This window comes from Kaistella sp., assembly GCF_049588135.1.
Classification (GTDB): Bacteria; Bacteroidota; Bacteroidia; order Flavobacteriales; family Weeksellaceae; genus Kaistella.
Genome location: NZ_JBAVFG010000043.1, coordinates 1 through 21,549 on the forward strand (window position 1 = coordinate 1; position 21,549 = coordinate 21,549).

Annotated in this window: 15 protein-coding genes and 1 pseudogene; 3 read left to right on the forward strand and 13 right to left on the reverse strand. The window is 35.0% G+C overall.

Annotation, left to right across the window (positions count from 1 at the left end; all coding sequences use genetic code 11):
• The 3 genes and pseudogenes from WBY99_RS02410 to WBY99_RS02420 all read left to right on the forward strand — a co-directional run.
• Positions 1-292, forward strand: a pseudogene (locus tag WBY99_RS02410) (hypothetical protein); the annotation flags it as partial.
• Between the two features lie 31 nt (positions 293-323).
• On the forward strand, positions 324-1,058 hold the full coding sequence (locus WBY99_RS02415) for a Fic family protein (protein ID WP_423974755.1): 735 nt from the start codon (positions 324-326) through the stop codon (positions 1,056-1,058).
• A 50-nt stretch (positions 1,059-1,108) separates the two neighbouring features.
• Positions 1,109-1,348 carry a hypothetical protein gene (locus tag WBY99_RS02420; protein ID WP_423974756.1) on the forward strand — a complete coding sequence of 80 codons (240 nt, stop codon included), beginning with the start codon at positions 1,109-1,111 and terminating at the stop codon, positions 1,346-1,348.
• A 344-nt stretch (positions 1,349-1,692) separates the two neighbouring features.
• Here the strand turns inward: WBY99_RS02420 and WBY99_RS02425 are convergent, their stop codons facing one another.
• From WBY99_RS02425 to WBY99_RS02485, 13 genes are all read right to left on the reverse strand, one after another.
• Positions 1,693-2,082 carry a 2-dehydro-3-deoxyphosphooctonate aldolase gene (locus WBY99_RS02425; protein ID WP_423974757.1) on the reverse strand — a complete coding sequence of 130 codons (390 nt, stop codon included), beginning with the start codon at positions 2,080-2,082 and terminating at the stop codon, positions 1,693-1,695.
• Positions 2,083-2,233: 151 nt separating this feature from the next.
• Positions 2,234-3,835 carry a phosphoenolpyruvate carboxykinase (ATP) gene (gene pckA, locus WBY99_RS02430; RefSeq protein WP_423974758.1) on the reverse strand — a complete coding sequence of 534 codons (1,602 nt, stop codon included), beginning with the start codon at positions 3,833-3,835 and terminating at the stop codon, positions 2,234-2,236.
• A 129-nt stretch (positions 3,836-3,964) separates the two neighbouring features.
• Positions 3,965-4,861 carry a GYDIA family GHMP kinase gene (locus WBY99_RS02435; protein WP_423974759.1) on the reverse strand — a complete coding sequence of 299 codons (897 nt, stop codon included), beginning with the start codon at positions 4,859-4,861 and terminating at the stop codon, positions 3,965-3,967.
• 12 nt (positions 4,862-4,873) lie between these two features.
• Entirely contained in the window at positions 4,874-5,752 is an 879-nt protein-coding gene (fabD, locus tag WBY99_RS02440) for an ACP S-malonyltransferase (protein ID WP_423974760.1), read from the reverse strand.
• Positions 5,753-5,811: 59 nt separating this feature from the next.
• Entirely contained in the window at positions 5,812-7,746 is a 1,935-nt protein-coding gene (locus tag WBY99_RS02445) for a LysM peptidoglycan-binding domain-containing protein (RefSeq protein WP_423974761.1), read from the reverse strand.
• Between the two features lie 37 nt (positions 7,747-7,783).
• A complete protein-coding gene (bshC, locus tag WBY99_RS02450) occupies positions 7,784-9,370 on the reverse strand; it encodes a bacillithiol biosynthesis cysteine-adding enzyme BshC (RefSeq protein ID WP_423974762.1) in 1,587 nt (528 codons plus the stop codon).
• A 117-nt stretch (positions 9,371-9,487) separates the two neighbouring features.
• Positions 9,488-9,613, reverse strand: coding sequence for a hypothetical protein (locus WBY99_RS02455; RefSeq protein ID WP_423974763.1), 126 nt, complete (start codon positions 9,611-9,613; stop codon positions 9,488-9,490).
• A gap of 48 nt (positions 9,614-9,661) precedes the next feature.
• On the reverse strand, positions 9,662-11,590 hold the full coding sequence (locus tag WBY99_RS02460) for a putative porin (protein ID WP_423974764.1): 1,929 nt from the start codon (positions 11,588-11,590) through the stop codon (positions 9,662-9,664).
• A gap of 94 nt (positions 11,591-11,684) precedes the next feature.
• Complete coding sequence (locus WBY99_RS02465) at positions 11,685-13,142, reverse strand: RagB/SusD family nutrient uptake outer membrane protein (RefSeq protein WP_423974765.1); 1,458 nt, start codon at positions 13,140-13,142, stop codon at positions 11,685-11,687.
• An 11-nt stretch (positions 13,143-13,153) separates the two neighbouring features.
• Positions 13,154-16,039 carry a SusC/RagA family TonB-linked outer membrane protein gene (locus WBY99_RS02470; RefSeq protein ID WP_423974766.1) on the reverse strand — a complete coding sequence of 962 codons (2,886 nt, stop codon included), beginning with the start codon at positions 16,037-16,039 and terminating at the stop codon, positions 13,154-13,156.
• A gap of 26 nt (positions 16,040-16,065) precedes the next feature.
• A complete protein-coding gene (locus WBY99_RS02475; protein WP_423974767.1) occupies positions 16,066-16,767 on the reverse strand; it encodes a DUF4397 domain-containing protein in 702 nt (233 codons plus the stop codon).
• A 17-nt stretch (positions 16,768-16,784) separates the two neighbouring features.
• Positions 16,785-18,209: a RagB/SusD family nutrient uptake outer membrane protein gene (locus WBY99_RS02480; RefSeq protein WP_423974768.1), complete on the reverse strand. Its 1,425-nt coding sequence runs from the start codon at positions 18,207-18,209 to the stop codon at positions 16,785-16,787.
• Between the two features lie 11 nt (positions 18,210-18,220).
• On the reverse strand, positions 18,221-21,157 hold the full coding sequence (locus WBY99_RS02485) for a SusC/RagA family TonB-linked outer membrane protein (protein ID WP_423974769.1): 2,937 nt from the start codon (positions 21,155-21,157) through the stop codon (positions 18,221-18,223).
• Between the last annotated feature and the right edge of the window lie 392 nt (positions 21,158-21,549).

Genomic DNA, 21,549 nt, shown 5'->3' on the forward strand with positions numbered 1-21,549 from the left:
TTGCAAAATTGCAGGATTAACGCAAAAAATGCTAGGTGGTGTAAAAGACAAAGATCAAGGAGGAAGAGGAAAGAAAATAGTGAAAGAATATGAAAAATGGGAATTGATAACTTCCCATATTTTCCGACGTTCGTTTGTGACTAACTTTATTGAAGTTTTGGGCAAAGAAAATATTAAAACCCGAACAGGACACAAAACCGATGATATGGTAAACCTTTACAACAAAACCGAAAAGATAGATAAGGCAATGAGAATAGCCGAGAAAATGGAAACTCATTTAAAAATAGTTTAATCCACGCACTAAAAACTTAAAATTTCACATTATGAAATACAACGACCTCGACCAACTGAAAGACCAACTAAACCACTTGCGACAAAATTACAGCGACAAAGTGGCAAAGGCATTTGATATAGAATACACCTATGAGAGTAACAAAATAGAGGGTAATACACTCACTTTGCAGGAAACCGCATTGGTCATTGAGAAAGGTTTAACGATTGGTGGAAAGTCTTTAAATGAGCATTTGGAAGCGATAAACCACCAACACGCAATAGAGTTTATAAAAGAAATTGCAAGTAAGAAAGAACCAATTTCCGAAAGGGATTTATTGCAAATACACACCCTTATTTTACAAGGGATCGACAACCAACACGCAGGAAAATACAGAAATGTACAGGTGCTAATTTCGGGAGCGAAACACATCCCACCACAACCGTTTTTAGTTCCGAAACAGATGGAAGATTTATTTATTTGGTATAACGATAACAAAGACCTTTTGCACCCGGTAGAACTTTCTGCCGAAATGCATGAAAGACTGGTAACGATACACCCATTTATTGACGGCAACGGACGAACTTCACGCCTATTGATGAATTTGATTTTATTACAAAACGGTTTCCCGATTGCCATTCTGAAAGGCGATACAGACAGCCGTTTGAAATATTACGGTGCATTGGAAACTGCCCAAACCGAAAACAATAAACAGCCGTTTTTAGACCTCATCACAGAGAATGTGAGGGAAACGATGGAACGGATTGTAAAAGTGTCTGGAAATTAAACATAAGTTGAAAAACGAAACAATCAGAAAATAGTCAACTAACTTTTAAAATGGAATTGATTAAAATTACCAAAGAAAACCTTAAGAAGAAACCAACATTTGAAGAGATTTCAAAAATAATTAAAAACTGTGAATCGGAAGTGGTTACGGAAGTTTTATTTGATAAGTTCAATAATGCGGAGATAAAACTCGGTTTCGATAGTGAAGATGAGTTATCTATCACAATAGAAGATAAATTTTCTATTTTTAATAAGAACGGCAAGATACTGAATCGACAAATAACATCATAAAAAATGGCGGAAGTTTGCAGAAGAAGAGTTTAAAAGACAGTTTTCCGGATAACGATCTCCATGGATATTCCGAAAAGAAACTTAAACTTTTTTCAAAGGAGGCGATTGCTTCCCGATTCTTTCCTTCCATGGTTAGTTTAATCCCGCTATGATGATCTTTTAGGAAAATTTTCTTTAAACCAAAAGACAAAACCAGATAGGTAAAAGCGCCAATGAGAACAGGTTCCTTTACTTTGAAAAATAACACCCCGCAAAAACAACTGCCATTAATAATAACCGTGGAATTAAAGCAATCCAGGCAATTGGCCTTTCCGTAGGAATGTTTTTCTGAGTCATAGAAAAATTTATTTCATTTTAAATCCGACTGGCGCAAGCAGTTTACCCTTTTCATACCTATTCAAATAAAGAACAACAGTATCTTTTTTCCCTTCATAACTAACAGCATATTTATCGAGTAGTCCACCTCCCATCGGACTGCTGTTGGACTTAAAAAAGCAGCAGCTTCCAATCCTATTGTAAGTTACCGATTCGCCATTCAGACCGGAAAGGGAATTCAAATATTTTCTTTCACTAATGGGTCCACCTTCTCCTCCTCCAACTTTAATGGGCTTTTTTTCACTAAAACCATAAGCTGAATCTGTGGATTGATTGGTTGAAGAATCAGAAAGGCTTGTTGAGGAACTGCAAGATGCAAGGAACACACAAGTAAATGTTGAAAGTAAAAAAATTTTCATCTTTAATGTTTATTTAGTGTAGTAATATAAAATTAAAGATATAAAAAGCACCTTACATTAGCGGTCTAAATTACAATTCTTATCTCTACAATTCATTAAAAAAACTCCCTCAACAAAAGTTAAGGGAATCTATATTTAAAAACTACAATTCTTACAATTGCGGTCCTGCTGCAACCAATTTCTTCCCTTCTTCGGTATCGCAATACTGCTCGAAGTTTTTAATATATCTTGCTGCTAAATCTCTTGCTTTAACTTCCCATTCAGAAGCACTTGCGTAAGTATCTCGCGGATCCAAAATTCCTTCTGAAACATTGGGTAAAGAAGTTGGGATTTCTAAATTCATTACCGGAATTGTTATTTTCTCTGCTGTATCAATTGATCCATCAATAATTGCATCGATGATTGCACGCGTATCTTTCAAAGAAATTCTTTTTCCTGTTCCATTCCAGCCGGTGTTTACCAAGTAAGCTTTTGCGCCGTGTTCTTTCATTTTCCCAATTAATGTTTTTGAATACATTGTTGGATGCAACGTTAAAAACGCTTCACCAAACGCTGGTGAGAAAGAAGGTTGTGGCTCGGTAATTCCTCTTTCGGTTCCTGCCAATTTTGAAGTATAACCGCAAAGGAAATGGTATTGCGCCTGATCGTCATTTAATAAAGAAACCGGAGGCAAAACTCCGAACGCATCGGCTGAAAGATAAACCACTTTTTTCGCATGCCCAGCTTTTGAAGGCAAAACGATTTTGCTGATATGATAAATTGGGTAAGAAACTCTAGTGTTCTCTGTAATTGAATTATCGGTATAATCTGCTACACCATCGTTTACCACAACGTTTTCTAACAAAGAATCTCTTCTGATCGCTTTGAAAATATCCGGTTCTTTTTCTTCAGAAAGGTCAATTACTTTTGCATAACAACCGCCTTCGAAATTGAAAACACCATTGTTATCCCAACCGTGCTCGTCATCGCCAATTAAATATCTTTTAGGATCCGCAGAAAGCGTGGTTTTCCCGGTTCCTGAAAGTCCGAAGAATAACGCAACATCGCCGTCTTCACCAACGTTTGCAGAACAGTGCATGGATGCCATTCCTTTCAATGGAAGATAATAGTTCATCATGGCGAACATTCCTTTTTTCATTTCGCCGCCGTACCAAGTTCCGCCGATGATTTGCATTTTTTGAGTCAAATTGAACATTACGAAATTCTCGGAATTTAATCCTTGTTCCTTCCAATTTGGGTTGGTTACTTTAGAACCATTAATTACGATAAAATCTGGCTCACCAAAATTTTCAAGTTCGTAACTTGAAGGGCGAATAAACATATTGGTAACGAAATGCGCTTGCCACGCCACTTCCATAATAAATCTTACTTTCAGTCGGGTATCAGGATTGGTTCCACAAAATAAATCGACAACATATAATTTTTTAGATGAAGACAATTGTTGAAGTACCAAATTTTTACAGCTATCGAAAACATCGGCTGTTGTTGGCAAATTCACTTTTCCGTCCCAGTGAATCGTATCTTTGCTCACCTCATCTTTCACAATGAATCTATCTTTTGGTGAACGACCTGTGAAAATTCCGGTTTTAACCGAAACCGCACCAGATTCTGTAAGTAAACCTTGCTCAAATCCTTGGTTATCGGGCGACATTTCCGCTTTGAAAAGTTCCTCATAACTTGGATTGTAAACTACTTCTTCGTAACCGGTAATTCCTAAATCATGTAATTGCTGAATGATTTTGCTATTCTTCATAACGACTTTTAATTTCAGATTTTTTTATTGAAAACAAATTTACTCATTAATGATAATTAATGATGTCTTAAAAATACTGATATTAGTCAGAATTTGCAAGAAAATTTAAATTGTGTAAATAATTGACTATCAATAAATTAAATCTTTGTAGCTGAAAATAGTTGGAAAACCCTTTCCCCGAAAATAGTCCTCAAAACCCGAAAATTTAGAAGTCATCACAAAATCACCTCCCCAAGCTCCAAGACTTTTCACAAAAGTAGGGCAGTTTTCGAAATATTTTTCTTTTACTGTTTCAATCTCCAGAAAATTACTTAATTTCTTTTCGTGAAGAGTCATTAATTCTGAAAAATCTTCTAAATTCTCTGCTTCTAAAACTCTTTGAGTAATTGTCGAAAATGCATTAATCAGTTCAGGAGATTTCTCTTTGGATCGATAAAGGTTAATACCTTCCCGGCTGTTTTGCTTTTGATTAAGATGAATAAAAATTAAATCTATTTTAAAGGAAGGATCAAAATCTATTTTTTGAATAATTCGTTCAGGTTGATTTTGATAAAGAATTGCAGACTGTTCTTGTGCCACAGCGATATCATAACCACTTCCACCCAAACAGGTTTCATTAAGTTCGAAAGCATCGATTGCAGCCCATTGTGATAAATTATTCATTAAAGTAGAACTGCTCCCCAACCCAAAATTTGCCGGAAATTGTAAATTCGTCGTTATTGAATAAGAAGAATTTCCATTTAATTGAAAAGCAGAAAGTTCTTTGACTTTCATTAAAACCTTTAAAATAAACTCGGCAGATTCAGGAATATTGGTCGTAAGAATGGTTCCACTACTACAATCAATGATTGCATTTAACCATGGTTTTCCTTGATGATGTGCTATCCAATGAACTAAAGATTTGCCATCGAAGCTTTCTGAAACAAAAAACTCTTGCCCCCATTTTGTTGGAAGAGCAAGAGCCAAGGCGCCATCGAGGACGACATATTCAGAAGTGAGCAATAATTTTCCATGGGAAAAAATCATACTCGTATTTTATTAAATTGCAGAAGAAACTTCTACGGTATTATTAATTTTTTTGATCAATCCTTGTAATGTTTTTCCGGGACCTACTTCTACAAAAGAAGTCGCTCCTTTCTGAATCATATTCTGTACAGACTGTGTCCATTTTACAGGACCGGTCAATTGTGCAATCAGATTAAGTTTAATCTCTTCCGGATCGGTAACTGCGGTAGTTGTGATGTTTTGATAAACCGGCATAGTCGGTTTGTAAAACTTGGTATTGTGAATTGCTTCAGCTAATTTTTCTTGTGCTGGCTGCATCAGCGGTGAGTGAAAAGCTCCGTTTACTGGAAGCATTAAGGCACGTTTCGCACCAGCTTCTTTCATGTTTTTACACGCCAATTCTACCGCTGTAGTTTCACCAGAAATTACCAATTGTCCAGGACAGTTGTAATTGGCAGGAACTACGATTCCGGGCGTTTCTTCACAGATTCTTTCTACGACATCATCAGCAAGCCCAAGGATTGCTGCCATCGAACTTGGGTTAGCATCACACGCTTCCTGCATTGCTTTTGCACGAGCCGCAACTAATTTCAAACCATCTTCGAAAGTTAAAACTCCATTAGCAACCAACGCCGAAAACTCACCTAAAGAATGCCCTGCAACCATTTCAGGTGCTACACCATTCAGCGCGGCTTTCAAAGCGGCAACAGAGTAAATAAATATAGCAGGTTGTGTAACTTCGGTTTTTTTCAAATCCTCTTCAGTACCATTGAACATGGTGGAAAGAATATCGAAACCTAAAATATGGTTGGCTGAATCCATCAAATCTTTGATGTCTTTACGGGATTCATATAATTCTTTTCCCATCCCGACATATTGTGAACCTTGTCCAGGAAATACAAGTGCTTTCATAAAGTTTTTTATAGATAAATTTGGCTTAAAAAATAATTTTTCATCACCCGTTATTTTTATTAGTTAGGAATCAAACGCACAACACGGTATCCTTTGTTGACGTATGCTCCAGTTTTTGTTTTTTCAAATTCGAATTTCGTTGCCAACTGTGTTTGTACTTTATTCATTTGCTTGAAAATTTCTCCTTTTTTATTTTCACGGCTCAACATATCATTGACTACATCGAAACCGATAACCGCGTATTTTGAAGGTGTTTTGCAATATTTCTTTTTGTATGCTTCCAGAATTTCTTTTTCGAAACTGCCATCAGCATCTATTTTTCGATCCATTAAATACACCAAATTACTTTGGCTTAATTCATCTACTTTTTTCTCAAAAATAGGTGAATAATACATGCTGAAAGATTTCAACCCATCCACTTCTTTGGAGAGTGCAATCATTCTATTGGCAAATGCGTCGCCAGCTTCGTCACTTTTATCTGCTAAAATTGCAATAACAGGTGCGGGTTTACCTGTCATCATATTTTGATCGGGCTGAATATCCGTGGCTGATTTTACCACAATAATATTTGGATTTTTCAGATTCTTTTTCAGATTGGTTTCCAAATACTTTGCATAAGTTTGATCTGCGTCTGCAACGATATAAATTTTCTGATCAGAGAACGCTTCTTTTACTTCTTTTACAATACGATCTGCATAAATTAAATCATTGGTTTCAATAATGATTAAATTTTGATGGCTTAACAAATCATCAGAATTAGCAAAAGGTGCTACCACAGGTATCTTACTGCTTTTTACATAATCCAAAACCTCTAAAACACTGGATTTAAAAAACGGCCCAATAATTAAGTCGGTATTGTCTTTATTGATCTGGATTAAAGAGTTCTTAAAACTTTTCTCATTTCCGGCATCAATTACTTTAACATCAAGATTTTTACCGCTTTTTGCATTTCGCTCAATGGCTAATTTCGCACCAGCAAGAAAATCAAGAGATAAGGTTCTGTATTTAGAATCATTGCTATCAAACCCAAAAGGAAGCATAATGACAACATTCAGTGCCCCATCAGATTTTTTCACATACGCGGAGTCTAGTTTTTTAATTTTCAAAACCATTCCTGATTTCAAACCTTGCCCAAGATTTGGATTCAAAGACAACAAATCATCTAAGGTAATTCCAAATTTATTTAAAATACCAAATACGGTATCGCCTGTCTGAACGGTATAAGTTACATAATCATCTGCAACTGATGTTGTAGAATATGTTGGCGTGGAATCACTTTGCGAAACAGCCTTTGTCTGCACTTCTGATTTCGCTGGCTCTGAAGAACCAATTCCTTTTACCTGAATAACATCACCAGGTCGCAAGCCTTTTTCTTCCAAACCAGGATTCAGAGCAAATAGTTCTTTCTGATTAAGATTAAATTTACGAGACAATTTAAAATAATTGTCTTTTGGCTGAATGGTATAAGAATTTTCGTCGGTTGTCTCGGTTGTAGTAGCTGCAACAGACTTGGTAGGTTCTGGTTGTGAAACCGTTTTTGCAGGTTCAGAAACGGTAACAACTTCCTGTTGACCATCGCCAAATTTTTGAATATTTGCTAAAGGTAAAGTTACTTCGTCGCCAATTTTCATGTGAGAATCCAAGTTAGGATTCAGTGTTCTTAACTCGGTTTCAGAAATCTGATATTGCTTGGTAATTCCGTAGATGGTTTGTTTCGGCTTCAGAATAATTTTCCCTAATTTACCTACAGGAGACGCAACTTTTGTTGGTGTAGAAACATTTGTATTAGCGGATTTGTTAATCAGCAGCACCTCTCCAATTACAATTTTACCATCTTTTGAATTAGGATTTAATTTCGCCAAATCATCAACGGTCAAGCCGTATCTTTTCGCTATATTATAAGGAGTATCTCCCGTTGCCACGGTATGGGTTTTCTGGGCAGATAATCCCGAGATCGTTGCTAAACCAGCTAAAATAAAAAACTTTTTGATCATCTTTTCGATAAATATTTACAAAAATACTGCTTTAAAATTAAATCGTAAAAATTACTAACTCAGAGTTTTCAACCTCCAACTCCTCATAACAATTATAAAGCCACTCCTTTCCGAAATCAGAATAAAAAACGGAAAAATTATAAGTTCTTTCCTGCCAAGTATTTCCTGGGTGAATCTTCAGAAATACGTTTTCTAAGCGCTCCAGTTTTTCACTTTGTTTAATTTTTTCGGCACGCAGCAATCTTTTTTTCATGCGTTGAAAAGATTTTAATTGACGGGTTTCCTCAGCTTCAACTAAGCTCGCAAACGTCTTCTCCGTTAATTCTGCCTTTACTTTTAAATTATTGAATTGAGCTTTTAATTGCGCTTCTTGTTGATTTAATAATGGTAGAATTTCATTTTCTTTTAACAAAAAACGATTTGTGACGACCGCAAAATTTTTGAAAAAATCATTAATTTCTAAACCTAAAGTTTTAGTTTTAGATGCGGTCTTTTCAGAAATCATCAACATCGAATTTCTTGGAATCAAGATTGGGAAAGGAAGATTGAGTTTTTCAAAATAATATGTAAGCTCCAGCCAATACATAATTTCGGCATTACCACCAATGTAGGCGATATTTGGTAAAATCGTTTCCTGATAAATCGGACGCATTAAAGCATTCGGGCTAAATCGTTCTGGGTGATTTTCTAATTCTGCTAAAATCTCTTCTTCGGTAAAAAATCGATCCTTATCAACAATCACAAATTGATTATCTTCAAAAGCGATTCGATCACGTGTTTCTGAAAGATAAAACAGATTAATCTCGCGAGGATTTACCTGAACTTTTCCGTATTTCTCGGTCAAAAAATCAATGGTTTCCTGCGTCGTTTTATATAAATCTTGATGGAGTAATTCGGACTTAAAAACAGACTTCATTTCCGTTTTCAATTTTGCTTCATCACCATCGATAACCAATAAACCGTAATCTGCAAAAAGCTCATGCACGATAATTCTCGTCGCTTGAGATAGGGTATTTCCTTTTTTATAAGCACGCTTTAACAATAAAATCAGCTCCGTTCCGAAAACCGAATCTTTAAACTCTTCTTCAAACTGAGTAATGAAAAAATCATCTTCCACTTCAATTCTACCGACTGCTCCACCCGATTTTGCTTTGGTTTCGTAATAATGAGTTTCTGTTTTGAAATGATTGATTTCTTCAAAATCGTGATCTTCAGAAGCCAACCAAAATAGTGGAACAAAATAATTAGTCTGGAATTTCTCATTTAAAAACTCTGCCAATTTTATAGTCTGCAAAATTTTATAAATAAAGAAAACGGGTCCTGTAAAAAGGTTTAATTGATGCCCAGTCGTCACCGTAAAAGTGTTTTCTAATTCTAAATGCTCCAGATTTGATTGTTGCTTTTCTGACCGTTGAAAATCTGAATATTGATTTTGTAAAACTTCACAAAGCACTTTTCTTTTGTCTAAAGAAAAAGATTTTTCTTTTTGTAGAAACTGCGTTTCAATATTTTCTAAGTTAAAAAATTGAGATTCGAAACCCTGAATTTTTTGAGTCAGAAAATCTTTGATGAGCAAAGGAATGCTCTCAATTTCTAAAAAAGGAATGTTGGTTAGTTTTTTCAATTTTCAATTTATAAAATGGTATTCTATATTTTTTATAAGCCGAGAATTTTCTTTCCCCAGCCCTAAAGGGTGAAAAATTCTCTAAAGCAGTTTTCACCAACAAGATTTGGTTATTTCTTAGCCTTTCCCACAATATTTTTTCTGCTTCTGTTTCATTATCCGCATTTCTTTTGCTTTCAAAAAAGAACTTGCTGGTACACCTTTCCACATTCCTTCGTCATAATTTGGGGTAAGCTTCTTCATGGATTTATTTGTTTTTTTTTATTACAATTTCATCTCTATAAGTAAAATTTAACTAAAAAGATACCATACAATCCCCAAGTTCAACCGGAAATCATATAAAGGATAATAAGGTGCCGTGAAGGATTTATTCTTCATCAAGGTCGTATTAAAATGTTGGGCTTCGATAAAGAAAAACATTTTTTTCACTTTCATATTAAAATAAATATCGGCAATTGGCTGTCCGCCGATCGAATAAGAATTTTCATTGGGTAAAATAAATTCATTCAGCACCGGGAAAAATTCGCGAGAGGCAAACTTGGAAAAGTAATAGACTTTAATTCCGGCTTGGATTTCTGCTGCATTTTTAAAAGCTTTGGTTTGATAAAAAAGATTGGCTCTTCCTACGAATGCAGGCATCGGCAAAAGATCTTTATTACTGATTGCACTTTGGAAAAGCACTTTCGGATTCAGATGAAATTTTTCATAAGTAAAAGTAGCTTCACCACCAATCTGGGAAACATTCACCGAAGAAGAACTCTGTTGTGGAAGTGCTTCCGAATCTAAATAAGTATAATTATCTATTCTGAAATAATTGGCAAAAATGCTGCTTTTGAACCATTTTAAATTCACGTCACCACCAATTTCGGTAATGCTCTGGTTTTTCGTATTTGCGAAATAATAATTAAAACTTTTGTAAACCGACGGATTAATCAATAAATTAAAACTCGGTGCTGCCGATTGGAAATTCACTTTTGCATTGACGAAATAATCGGGAATAGGTTCAAATCGAACTAAATTTTGGGAACGAATAAAACTCCCGAATTCTTTTCCACTCGAAAATTCTAAGTTTGAATTGAGTTCTACTTTATCCCAAAGTTTAACCAAAAGATTCCCAACGGCTCCAATTCTGTTTTCAGAAAGCTCCTGCGGAAAATTCAAAGACTTTGGAAAAGGAGTTCCGACTCCTAGCTTGATTAATTGATGGCGAACTCCCGCATCTAACTTAAAGTTTTCTTGATCAAAAAGAACGCTTACGGTATTGCTTAAATTTTTGGAATATTTTTTTGAAGAAGTTGGATAATCGTATAATTCTAAAGGATTGGTAAAATAATACCGCTCTGCCGAAGATTGGTTATAGTAATATTTATTCGTTTGATTGAAAATGGTATGTCGGATTTTGAACGGAAATCTTTCAGAATTAAAAGGTTTAAATTCGTGAGAGAAATAATAGCGTCTGTAGGCAAATTGGGAATTAGAGTTATTCAGATTGACCTGTAAATTCTCGCGATTGTTAAAGTCTGAATTTCCATTGAGAAATAAATCTAAATCTGCGATTCCACCGTTTTCCTGGTTGTTGATATTCTGATGTATAAAATGGGCAAACGCTTCGTATTTACCATTTTTTGAAAGATAATGACCTGAAAATAACACTTCATTATTAGAAGCCAAAGAGTTGAGATAATTCCCCAGTGAACGCAGTCCGGTATATTCTATGGCGAAGTTAAATTCTTTGCCAATATTTTGGGTGTAAGTTGATTGAAGATTTGCGCCATTTCGCACCGAATTGTGGTAAACAAAAGTGGTGGTTGGTGTTTTCACGTCGTAGTAATTGATATCCTTAATTCCTTTAATAAAATAAGATTTATTGGTCGGAAGTAGTGATAAATTTTGCTCTGCATTTACTTCAAACACCAAAGGATTAAAACCAGAACCTACATTGGCAAATTGAATTTTCCCGAAATTATCACGGTTGTTGTATTGAGAATATATAAAAGTTTTGTTGTGCGTAAAAACAGTATCAAAGATTTTCTTCTCCGAAAACTGGGTTCTGTAGGTATAATCGTAAATGGTTGGTTTAAAGATTTTCAGCGAGTCTTTGTGACCAGAATCCACAACTAAAGTATCGCTAGGTTTTACACGATCTGAGCCTGCTTTATTGACAATCTGTGCATTAAAATTACAGCTAAAAAGGAATATGCCGAAAAGGATGAATCTCATTCTATTTGTTTGGTGTACAAATGTAAGAAATATGGGGAAATAAAAAAGGACTGTAATTTTGATTACAGTCCTTTGATTTACAATGATAAATAAATTACCATTCTGGATATTGTTTCATATTTGAATTGATATTAATTTCAGCATAAGGTATAGGAATAACAAATAACCTATTATCCGCTGAGACATTACAATTATCGGTACAATTGGAATCTTTTACAATTGGCATAGCATTTCTCTTTAAATCGAAATATCTAAAACCTTCAGCAAAAAACTCTTTTCTTCTTTCATTAAGTATCTCATTAATTGTAATAGTTGCAACTGGTGCAGCACCTCTAGCACTTTTAAACGCATTTAAGTAAGTCAATGCAGGCGCTGTGCTACCCATTTTAAACATTGCTTCAATCCTGTTTAAATATGCTTCAGAAAATCTCATCAATCTGATATTACTTGCATAATTACCTTCATCAGTGGTAAAACGAACCCATTTTTTAGTGTAAAATCCTCTAGGAGTATCCAAACCCGAACCCGTAGGGGTTTGATTAGCACCCGAAGTTACAAACAAAGATTTTCTCCAATCAGCTGCTTCAAAAGTATCCACAAATGTCTGTCTGTATAGCAGACTTTTATGTGATCCTGTATTAGAATAAAACGTAGCTGGATGAGCGTTTCCACCTACATTAAACAAAGAAGTCTGTTCAATTTCAAAAATTGTTTCAGGTTGATCATCCATCACTGCAGAACTTGTACCTCCAAAGTAATTTTGATAATCAGCTTTTGAATCAATCGGAGCAAAATTTGATGGGGAACTATTTATTACCTCGTTTGAATAATCAACTGATTTTTGGTAATCCCCTGCTGCTCCTCTCGTTAAATAAACACGAGACAATAACATCTTTGCTGCTGTAGGAGTCAAAACTGATTTACGTTTTGGTTCTACCTCACTGCCCAATTGACTAATTGCACTTTGAAGATCAGAGATGATGTAATCATAAACTTCACCTACGCTAGCTCTTGCAAGTTTATCGTTTGGATAATAAACTTCAGGCTGAATTGGCACCCCATATTCTTGATTTACTCCAGTCTTAGGATCAGGAGAGTAAAAACTTACCAAATAAAAATAAGATAATGCTCTCGCAATCTTAGCTTCAGCTTTATAATCTAAAACCGTTTTTGATGATGGAAGCTTTTTATCGGAAATTACAATATTAGCCTGTTGAATCACATCATAAAATGAGTCCATCATTCCAAAATCAGAAATCTCCGGGCTGTATGTCATTCTGGACGTATTAAGAAAATATCCGTCATTAGCATTACTTACAAAAGTATTATCTGATATTAAATCCCCGAAAATAGAGACCGCTGCTCCAAATCCAGATGACGAGGACATATTGGTATACACTCCTGCCAAAACTAACTTCATATCTTGCTCGCTGTTAATCGCTTCTTCATAAGGAGTCCCAATTTCAGGCAAAAGCCTTAAATTATCTTCTTTACAAGAGGACATAAATAATAATGTTCCTATTGAAAATATATATATAAATTTCTTATTCATTGTTTTATTTTTTAAAAATCTATAGTTGTACCGAACGAAATGGTCTTAAGAACAGGAGTAGTATAGTCGAATAAACCTTTAGCCTCCCATCCCTGATAACTGTAAGACGAGTTTGATTCTGGATCAAAATTCAACGTCTTGTCAAACGCATACATCAAAAGATTAGTTCCTTTTACATAGAATGTAAGATTGGTAACTCCAACTGATTCTCTTAATAAATTACCTAAAGAATAAGAGAGCCTAGCTTCTTTCAATCTGATATGATCACCTTTATGCATCCAAAGAGTTGATGGCAAACCTCCTTGTGTTGCATTACCCGCAACCTGCATTGGATAAGTTGCATTAGGATTCTCAGGAGTCCAGCTATTATATAACGCATCTGTTATCTGATTAACATTTGTTGCAGATCCCATATTCATCATGTAATTTTGATAAACGTTATGCACCGCATAATCAAACTGTCCTGTGAAAAATAAACTCAGACTAAATCCTTTGTACATAAAATCAGATTTAAAGCCCGCAGTATATGTTGGAAATGGCGACTTACCTTGCCATGCACGTTTTGCTTTCGTTCTATCTGCTGTTGTTGCAGTTCGTGTCTCATCAGTATAGAATAAACCAGTACCTAGAGGAACATCCGTATTTTGTCCATTATTCACACCGGCCCATTCAAAAGTGTAATACTCTCCTAATAACTGACCCGCATACAATGCTCTCATATTATTACCAGACTTTAATAAGGGGGAATCATAATAGTTTAACTTATCAACGATATTTTTGTTATAAGCAAAATTACCATCAACATTCCATTTAAAGTCACCGGTCAGAATTCTTGCTGATAAAACCGTTTCGACACCTTTATTTGAAATGTCTGCAATATTTGCCAAGAAGCTATTAGGACCTCCATTAGCATAAGAAACCGGAGACTGGAATATCGCATCAACAGTTTTCTTATTGTAAACATCTACAGATCCTGAAAATCTTCGGTTAAAAAAATCGAAATCTAGACCAATATTAAATTGTTTGGCAACTTCCCATCTCAAATCTGGATTTCCCGCAGATACAATAACTGAACTACTTTGATCTGCATAACTAGCAGGTCCCATAACAGAGTATTGGTTATATTGCAAACCCCAAGCATCTGCGTACGGAATATTTCCAATTTCACCATAACTACCTCGTAAAATTAGATTTGAAACAGAAGATGGAAGGAAACCTTCATTGGAGATATTCCATGATGCAGCAGCGGACCAGAACACACCACTTTTCTCATTATCACCTAATGTTGAGTTAGCATCTCTTCTCAACTGGCCCGACACGGTATATTTCTTATCTAATGTATAGTTTACTCTAGAGAAATAAGAAATCTGCAACCACTTATAGAACGAATCTCCAACACTCGCAAATTCCGCATTTCCATAAGAAAGATAAGGCTTAGGCGTATCGAATCCACGAACATATGCATCTAATCCTTTACGTGTGTGCTCCTGATATTCCATCCCTACATATGCCTGAACATCGTGTCTTTTATTAAATATATTTCTATAGCTTAATGAATTACTCCAGTTCCAATCAAATACACGTGTATTAGATTTTTGTAATTGGCCTTGAGGGTCAACGAATGTACCATCACCAACTCCAGGTCTATCCCATTGCATTTCATCTAAAGTCTGATATTGAGCTCCGAACAATGAATAAAAATACCAATTTTTTACAAATTCATAATCTACTGATGTTGAAGCAATCCAGGTTTGAATTTGTCCTGCGATATAATTTGAAGTTCTAACTGCCACAGGATTGTAGAAATCTGACACTCCACCTAAACCAGTCATATTAAAACTACCATCACTATTATAAATAGGATAAATTGGGGCAATTCTCAAAGCACTAAACCATGGATTTGAGGAATATCCTGAATCTAAAAATGAGTTCCTGTTTACTGAAGTAAAATTCCCATCAAATCCGATTTTAACTTTGTCTGTTCTATGATTTATTGCACCATTAAAACTATATCTATCAAAATTACTATTGATAATTAATGGCTTATTTTCGTAATAACTTGCACCAAGCCTAAAGGAAGTATTCTCTCCACCTCCTGCTGCAGAAATATTGTAGGTATTAACAAAAGATGAATTTCTTCTGATCGCATCTCTCCAATTCGAATCAGTCACCCCATCGTATTCTGCATCAGTCGCAAAAGTTTCTACTGCTTCGTCGACAGATGTATAGCCGGATGGATTCGAATTATAAGTAGCTAGCCCTCCCCATTGTAAATATTCTTTCGCATTCAACCACTTTTGCTTATCAAAAGCAACATTCTGGAATCCCATATCGGATGAAAAATTATAAGTCGTTTTTTGATTATACTTCCCTTTTTTGGTTGTAATTACAATAACTCCATTAGCTCCTCTTGATCCATATATAGCTGTTGCAGAAGCATCTTTTAATACCGATATACTTTCAATAGAATTAGGATCGATACTGGCAAGCGGATTCCAAGATGCCATAATACTAGCATTATCAGACCCCTTTCCAACTACAACACCATCTATAACATATAGAGGATTTGGAGTACCTATTAAAGACCCAACACCTCTGATTGTTATTAAGTTAGCCGCACCAGGATCTCCACCGTTGGAAGAAAATGTCAAACCAGCTACTCTTCCATTCAAAACTTCATCGATTGAAGAAAATGCGGTTGATTCGAAATTTGCCTTTGAAACAATGTTATAGGCTCCAACTTTTTGGGCAGGATCAATTTTAATACCTCCCACTAATACTACTTCTTGAATATCAGAAGTTTTGGTAGCGGTATCCTTTTTTGCTTTCTGAGCCGTTAGCGAATGTCCTACGAAGAACAATACGCCAACAGTTAAAACTCGTAATTTTACATTCATATTAACATTATTTATATTTTATCAATTTACTTCGCATTGCTAAATGAAGCTAACGCTAAGGCAGGTGTAGCTCCTGTAGCAGCATTTCCATTTAGAACCAAAGTGTAAATTCCAGTAGATAAAAAATTAGTAGTTCCTAAAGATTTCAAGGTTGTAGTGGTACCTGTTTTCACAACATTTACTGCGGTACGACTTTTCACAGTAACAAATTCAGAAACAGAATTAGGCGCCACATTAGAAATAACAACTTGTCCACCCACAATCACATCAATATTACTTCCTAAATTTGAACTTAGGTTAGCAATTCTAATTTTTGCCTTATCGTAATCTGGGGCTGCTACATCATCATTGGCTTTTATAAAAGTTAATGACGATGGGTTAGTTATAGAGTTCACAAGAAAATACGTTACATTCTTGTTTAGTTCATAAGTATCATTAATAGACAATACATTATTCTCGACTCCTTCGTTGGTAGAAGTACTTACGTTAATCGTCCCAGAAGTATTTTTTACTCTAAAATAACTGGTTTGAGTATTGTATAATGATTGCTCAATTATTCTATTCTCATTAAAATAAATGGCTAACGGCAATCCTAAATTAGCCGAATTTATAATTTTGAAATCTCCACCTTGTGGAAATTGTTCATCTGCTTCATAATCTCTGCTACAGCCTACTGTAATATTTGCGAAGATTAATCCTAAAAAAAATATACCTAATAATTTTCTCATTATTCTATTTTAAAATATTAATATCCTGGATTTTGAACCATTTTATGGTTTACAGTCATTTCTACAAGAGGAATAGGCAAACATTGTTCTTTATCATTAATTGAAACCTGACGATGGCTTCCTAAATAATTGGCACCTTTGGTCCATCCTTGATCGTTTCTTTTTAAATCCATAAATCGATGACCTTCAAAAGCAAATTCGATTCTTCTTTGTTTTAATATATCATCTAAAATTGCGGTACCAGTACTGGTAGAATTGTATGATGGATCACGATTCGTTTTAATCCACGAATTTAATAGATCTCGTGCTTGTGTTGGATTTTGATAATAAGTAGCCTCAATAATGTTAAAATCAATTTCTGCTTTTCTTATAAGAACAATGTCGTATACAAAATTACTTCCAAATTTCTTTGCAATGAAAGGTTTCGGATCATCATAAATGTCATCTGCGGCCAATGTATAGATGCTTCTTCTTCCATCTGAAGAAGGAATACCTTCGTAAAATTCACTGGTTGCATAAAACTGACGATATGACCCTGTAGTTCCCCAATAAGAAAACAAACTATTGATCCCAAGAGATGAACTTGCGTCAAAAAGCAATTGAAAAATTGAAGATTTATTAGCATTATCTATAATCGTAAAAGGGTTTGTCCTTGGCGTTTCTTCAAAATCACCAGTTAAAAGAGTATTTGCTACATTTCCGTACATAATCGCTTTAGCCCACTCCCTTTTGTATAATTGCACCCTTGACATAAGAACGTATGCAGAAAGCAGATTCATTCTTTTCGCTTTTGCTTCAATTGGTGTATGTATAAATTCTGGATTGTCTTCATTTTCGGCAGTCATGTGATCAATTGCAAATAATAAGTCCTCTTCAATAGCATCATAGGTCTCTTGAACGGTTGATCTGGGATAAGTAGTTGTAATATCGGTTGCAACATAATTATTATTAATAACCAATCCTAATTGCTGGTTTGCTCCGCCATAGCGTTCACAAAAATAATTCGCTAATTGCAGTCTTGCGTAGGCTCTCATAATTTTGGCTTCAGCGAACAGATTAGTTACCCCTTCATCTGTTTTAAATTTACCATCAAAAGACAGCACCCAATTTGCCTTTATAACAACATCATTAAAAGCATTCCAAAACCTTGTAATTTTACCAGAATTAGGGGTGTAATTCATATTGTAAATTTCAGAATATTGGCCGTTATTACTATTTGATAGAAGCCCATTATCGGTAATTAATTCACTAAAATTAATCAAGTCATTAATTTGCTCTCCTTGCAAAGCAGCATATAGCCCTACAACCCCTTTATTAAGATCATCGGAATTTCGAATAGCGAGTTCTATTGGCAGTTGGGTAGTTGGCATTTCATCAATAAAATCATCTTTACATGAAGTGACCGATAAAATTACTAAGGATATATAAAATATTTTTTTCATTACGTAAAAATTTAGAAATTAACTTTAAAGCCCATTAAAAATGTTCTCATAATTGGAGCTGTAACATTATAAAGTCCAGCTCCATAAACTGGTGAAGAAAATGAATTAGAACTAGATTCCGGGTCAAAATAAAGTGACTTATCAAAAGCCCATGTATATAAGTTTTGTCCTTGAAAATAAATATAAATACTATCCAAACCATTGATATTTAAAAGTTCTTTCGAAAAAGTGTACCCTAATTCTACATTTTTTAATCGGATGTGGTCAGCGTCATATAGATATCTAGTAGAGTCTTCTCTTCCTTGTGGGTTATTATAAACATACTTTGGATTTGAAGCGTTCGGGTTTTCTGGAGTCCAAGAATCATAGAGTTCAGATTGATACTGATTAATATTTGGCCTCATCCCACTATTATTTTGGGAAAATGCTGCTAAATCATATACCGAATAATCACCCATATAGCTAAACAATGTACTTAATTTTAAACCTTTATATTTAAAGGTATTCGTAAGTCCGGCAGTTCTTGTAGGAAATGAATTTTTTCCGGTAAATTGTGGCTTGGCTAGCGTAAGATCTGCGGTTGCCACTGTGCGAGATGCATCGGTATACCATAACTGATTTCCATTCGAAGGATCTACTCCTGCATACAACAACATACGCCATTCGGAAGGATTATGTCCTACAGAGAACATTTTTGTGTTCCCATCTCCTCCAGCTTCAGAGTAAGGCATATCCCCAGTTGGCATTGCTAAAATCTCAGATTGAATATTCGTAAAGTTGGTCATTACATCCCATTGGAAATTTGCTGTTTTAACGGGTGAGAAATTCAAGTTAACTTCCCATCCTTTATTTTCCATAGTACCCGTATTGGTATTTACCGAGTTCCCTCCTGCATCTCCAGTATTTCCTATGGTAGTTGCAGCGAAATAAGCTCCAATAATCAAGTTTTCACCTGTCTTAGTAAAGTAATCGACACTACCGCCAATTTTATTATTAAATAAACCAAAATCTACTCCTAAATTCAACTGCTTTTGACCTTCCCATCTTAAAGCAGGGTCAACAGAAATAGGCTGCAATCCAATAACAGCGTTATAAGAAGTTGGATTTACGTAGGGAATTCCATTATAATAATTATCAGGTAACCGCCCTTGTATCCCATAACTACCTCTCAATTTTAATTCGTTAATTTTGGCAGTGTTGATGATAAAGTTCTCTTTGTCAAGATTCCATGCTGCACCAACTGACCAAAAATCACCCCACTTTTTACCAGGTCCAAACTGTGAAGAACCATCTTTTCTATAAGTTGCATTTAGTGAATATTTTTGATCGAAAATATAATTAAGACTAGTAAAATATCCTACCAAAGCCGCTGCATCTTTATATTGGAAAGACCTTGAGTAACCATTTTGCTGAAACATAGACGACATTGCTATATTTGTATATCCAAGCGAAGAAAGATAGGCATCATAACCGGTAGCAAAAAGATAGGTGTATTCCCTTTCGGTTTTGTTGGATTCCATTCCTAAATCTACTCTTACAATATGCCTATCTGCGAAAGTTTGAGAATACCCTAAAACATTTGTAAATGTCCAGTTAGTCATAAGCCATTGCACACTAGCTGATCTTCCAAATAGCATTTCGGTTTCCCCTGCGCTATTAATTGCAGGAATACCTGTCGCACCATCACCAAACTCTGGGTTACTAAAAGAATAATCTTTTGAATTTAATAGATATCCAGTGACTTTTGAATTGAAATTAAAATTTTTCGAGATCTTATAATTGCCTTCCAGATATCCTGTGATTCTACCCTGTATATTTCTATCAAAATCTAAATTCTGAATTGCTACTGAATTAAATGTACTATTAGCATCATAATACACTAAACTCCCGTTATAACTTCCATCAGCATTATAAATAGCCTGAGTAGGTGAAGTTTGGAAAGCACCTTTAATAGGGTTTGCGACATAGTTATTGTCTATTGGTCCTTCGGTTACCACTCTACCTCCTGTAAACCCAGCTTTAAAGTCAACATTATCAGTTAATTTATAGGTTGCATTTATTGTAGCTGTTAACCTTTTCATAGCAGCGTTTTTAGCAATACCTTGAAAATCATCATAAGACAGTGAGGAAAATACTGTAGAAACTTCATTCCCCGCAGTTACTTGAAAATTATAGGTTTGCGTAACTGGATTCTTACGGGTAACTGCATTTTTCCAATTGGTATTGGTAACACCATCCCATCGTAATTCCTCTGCAGCTCTCTTTTTCCCAAGATCCAAAGTACCTACCAAACCAGCATTAAAAAGTCCTAATGCATATAAATCAATATGTTGTTGTGCGTCCAGTAATTTCAATTTATTGAAAGCCTCATCACCAAATCCTGTAGAAGAATTATAATTAAATCTGGCTTTACCCTTCTTTCCACTTTTAGTTTTAATCAAAATAACTCCGTTGGCTCCTCTGGAACCATAGATTGCGGTAGCTGCAGCATCCTTCAACACCACGATCTCTTCAACATCATTTGAGTTAATTCCATTAAGTGCATTCGTAGTAGCCACAACAGATGACACGTCTCCTGTAAATTGAGGAATACCATCTACTATCACCAATGGCGTTGTATCTTGAGTTAAAGATCCTAAACCACGAATAACAATATTAACATTTGCTCCAGGTTGCCCGCTTGTCATATTGGTTGAAACCCCTGCTACACTACCTGTTAATGCATTATCTACTGTTGTAAAATGTGAGTTTTCTAATTTTTCCTTACCTACAACGGCATAGTTGCCAACTTTTTCTGCGGCAGTCTCCTTCCTTCCATACCCTACCAAAATCACTTCTTGAATATCCTTGGTCTTTGTAGCAGTATCTTTTTTTGCTTTTTGAGCCGTTAGCGAATGTCCTACGAAGAACAATACACCAACAGTTAAAACTCGTAATTTTACATTCATATTAACATTATTTAATATTTTAATGCCGCAAATATGTTAATAATTTTTAACAAATGCAAGTTTTATTCAAAAATTAGCAAATTTCATTTTGATTCCTTAACGAAAACATCACAAAACAAGGATATCATTCACAAAGCAGCAACTCAAATTCTATTAAGATTTGTTAAAAATATGCATTAATAACTTATTTCTGCAACAAAAAAACCACGCTACAAAAGCGTAGTCTATTTTTAAACAGTAATTCTACTGATTAAGTAATCCGATCATTTGGGTCATATCGTCTTCTTTAGAGAAACTCAGTTTATTGGTTTTAAGAAATTTTTCAAATTGTGGTTGATCTATAGAAAAAATTATCAGTGAATTAATTTGATAATTACTGAGTCAATGGGGGG

Coding starts and splice junctions, on each gene's coding strand:
- WBY99_RS02435 (WP_423974759.1), bottom strand. CDS start 4,861: ATGATTTTTTCCCATGGAAAATTATTGCTCACTTCTGAATATGTCGTC.
- WBY99_RS02445 (WP_423974761.1), bottom strand. CDS start 7,746: ATGATCAAAAAGTTTTTTATTTTAGCTGGTTTAGCAACGATCTCGGGA.
- pckA (WP_423974758.1), bottom strand. CDS start 3,835: ATGAAGAATAGCAAAATCATTCAGCAATTACATGATTTAGGAATTACC.
- WBY99_RS02420 (WP_423974756.1), top strand. CDS start 1,109: ATGGAATTGATTAAAATTACCAAAGAAAACCTTAAGAAGAAACCAACA.
- WBY99_RS02465 (WP_423974765.1), bottom strand. CDS start 13,142: ATGAATAAGAAATTTATATATATATTTTCAATAGGAACATTATTATTT.
- WBY99_RS02455 (WP_423974763.1), bottom strand. CDS start 9,613: ATGAAGAAGCTTACCCCAAATTATGACGAAGGAATGTGGAAAGGTGTA.
- WBY99_RS02470 (WP_423974766.1), bottom strand. CDS start 16,039: ATGAATGTAAAATTACGAGTTTTAACTGTTGGCGTATTGTTCTTCGTA.
- WBY99_RS02475 (WP_423974767.1), bottom strand. CDS start 16,767: ATGAGAAAATTATTAGGTATATTTTTTTTAGGATTAATCTTCGCAAAT.
- WBY99_RS02485 (WP_423974769.1), bottom strand. CDS start 21,157: ATGAATGTAAAATTACGAGTTTTAACTGTTGGTGTATTGTTCTTCGTA.
- WBY99_RS02425 (WP_423974757.1), bottom strand. CDS start 2,082: ATGAAAATTTTTTTACTTTCAACATTTACTTGTGTGTTCCTTGCATCT.
- WBY99_RS02415 (WP_423974755.1), top strand. CDS start 324: ATGAAATACAACGACCTCGACCAACTGAAAGACCAACTAAACCACTTG.
- fabD (WP_423974760.1), bottom strand. CDS start 5,752: ATGAAAGCACTTGTATTTCCTGGACAAGGTTCACAATATGTCGGGATG.
- WBY99_RS02460 (WP_423974764.1), bottom strand. CDS start 11,590: ATGAGATTCATCCTTTTCGGCATATTCCTTTTTAGCTGTAATTTTAAT.
- WBY99_RS02480 (WP_423974768.1), bottom strand. CDS start 18,209: ATGAAAAAAATATTTTATATATCCTTAGTAATTTTATCGGTCACTTCA.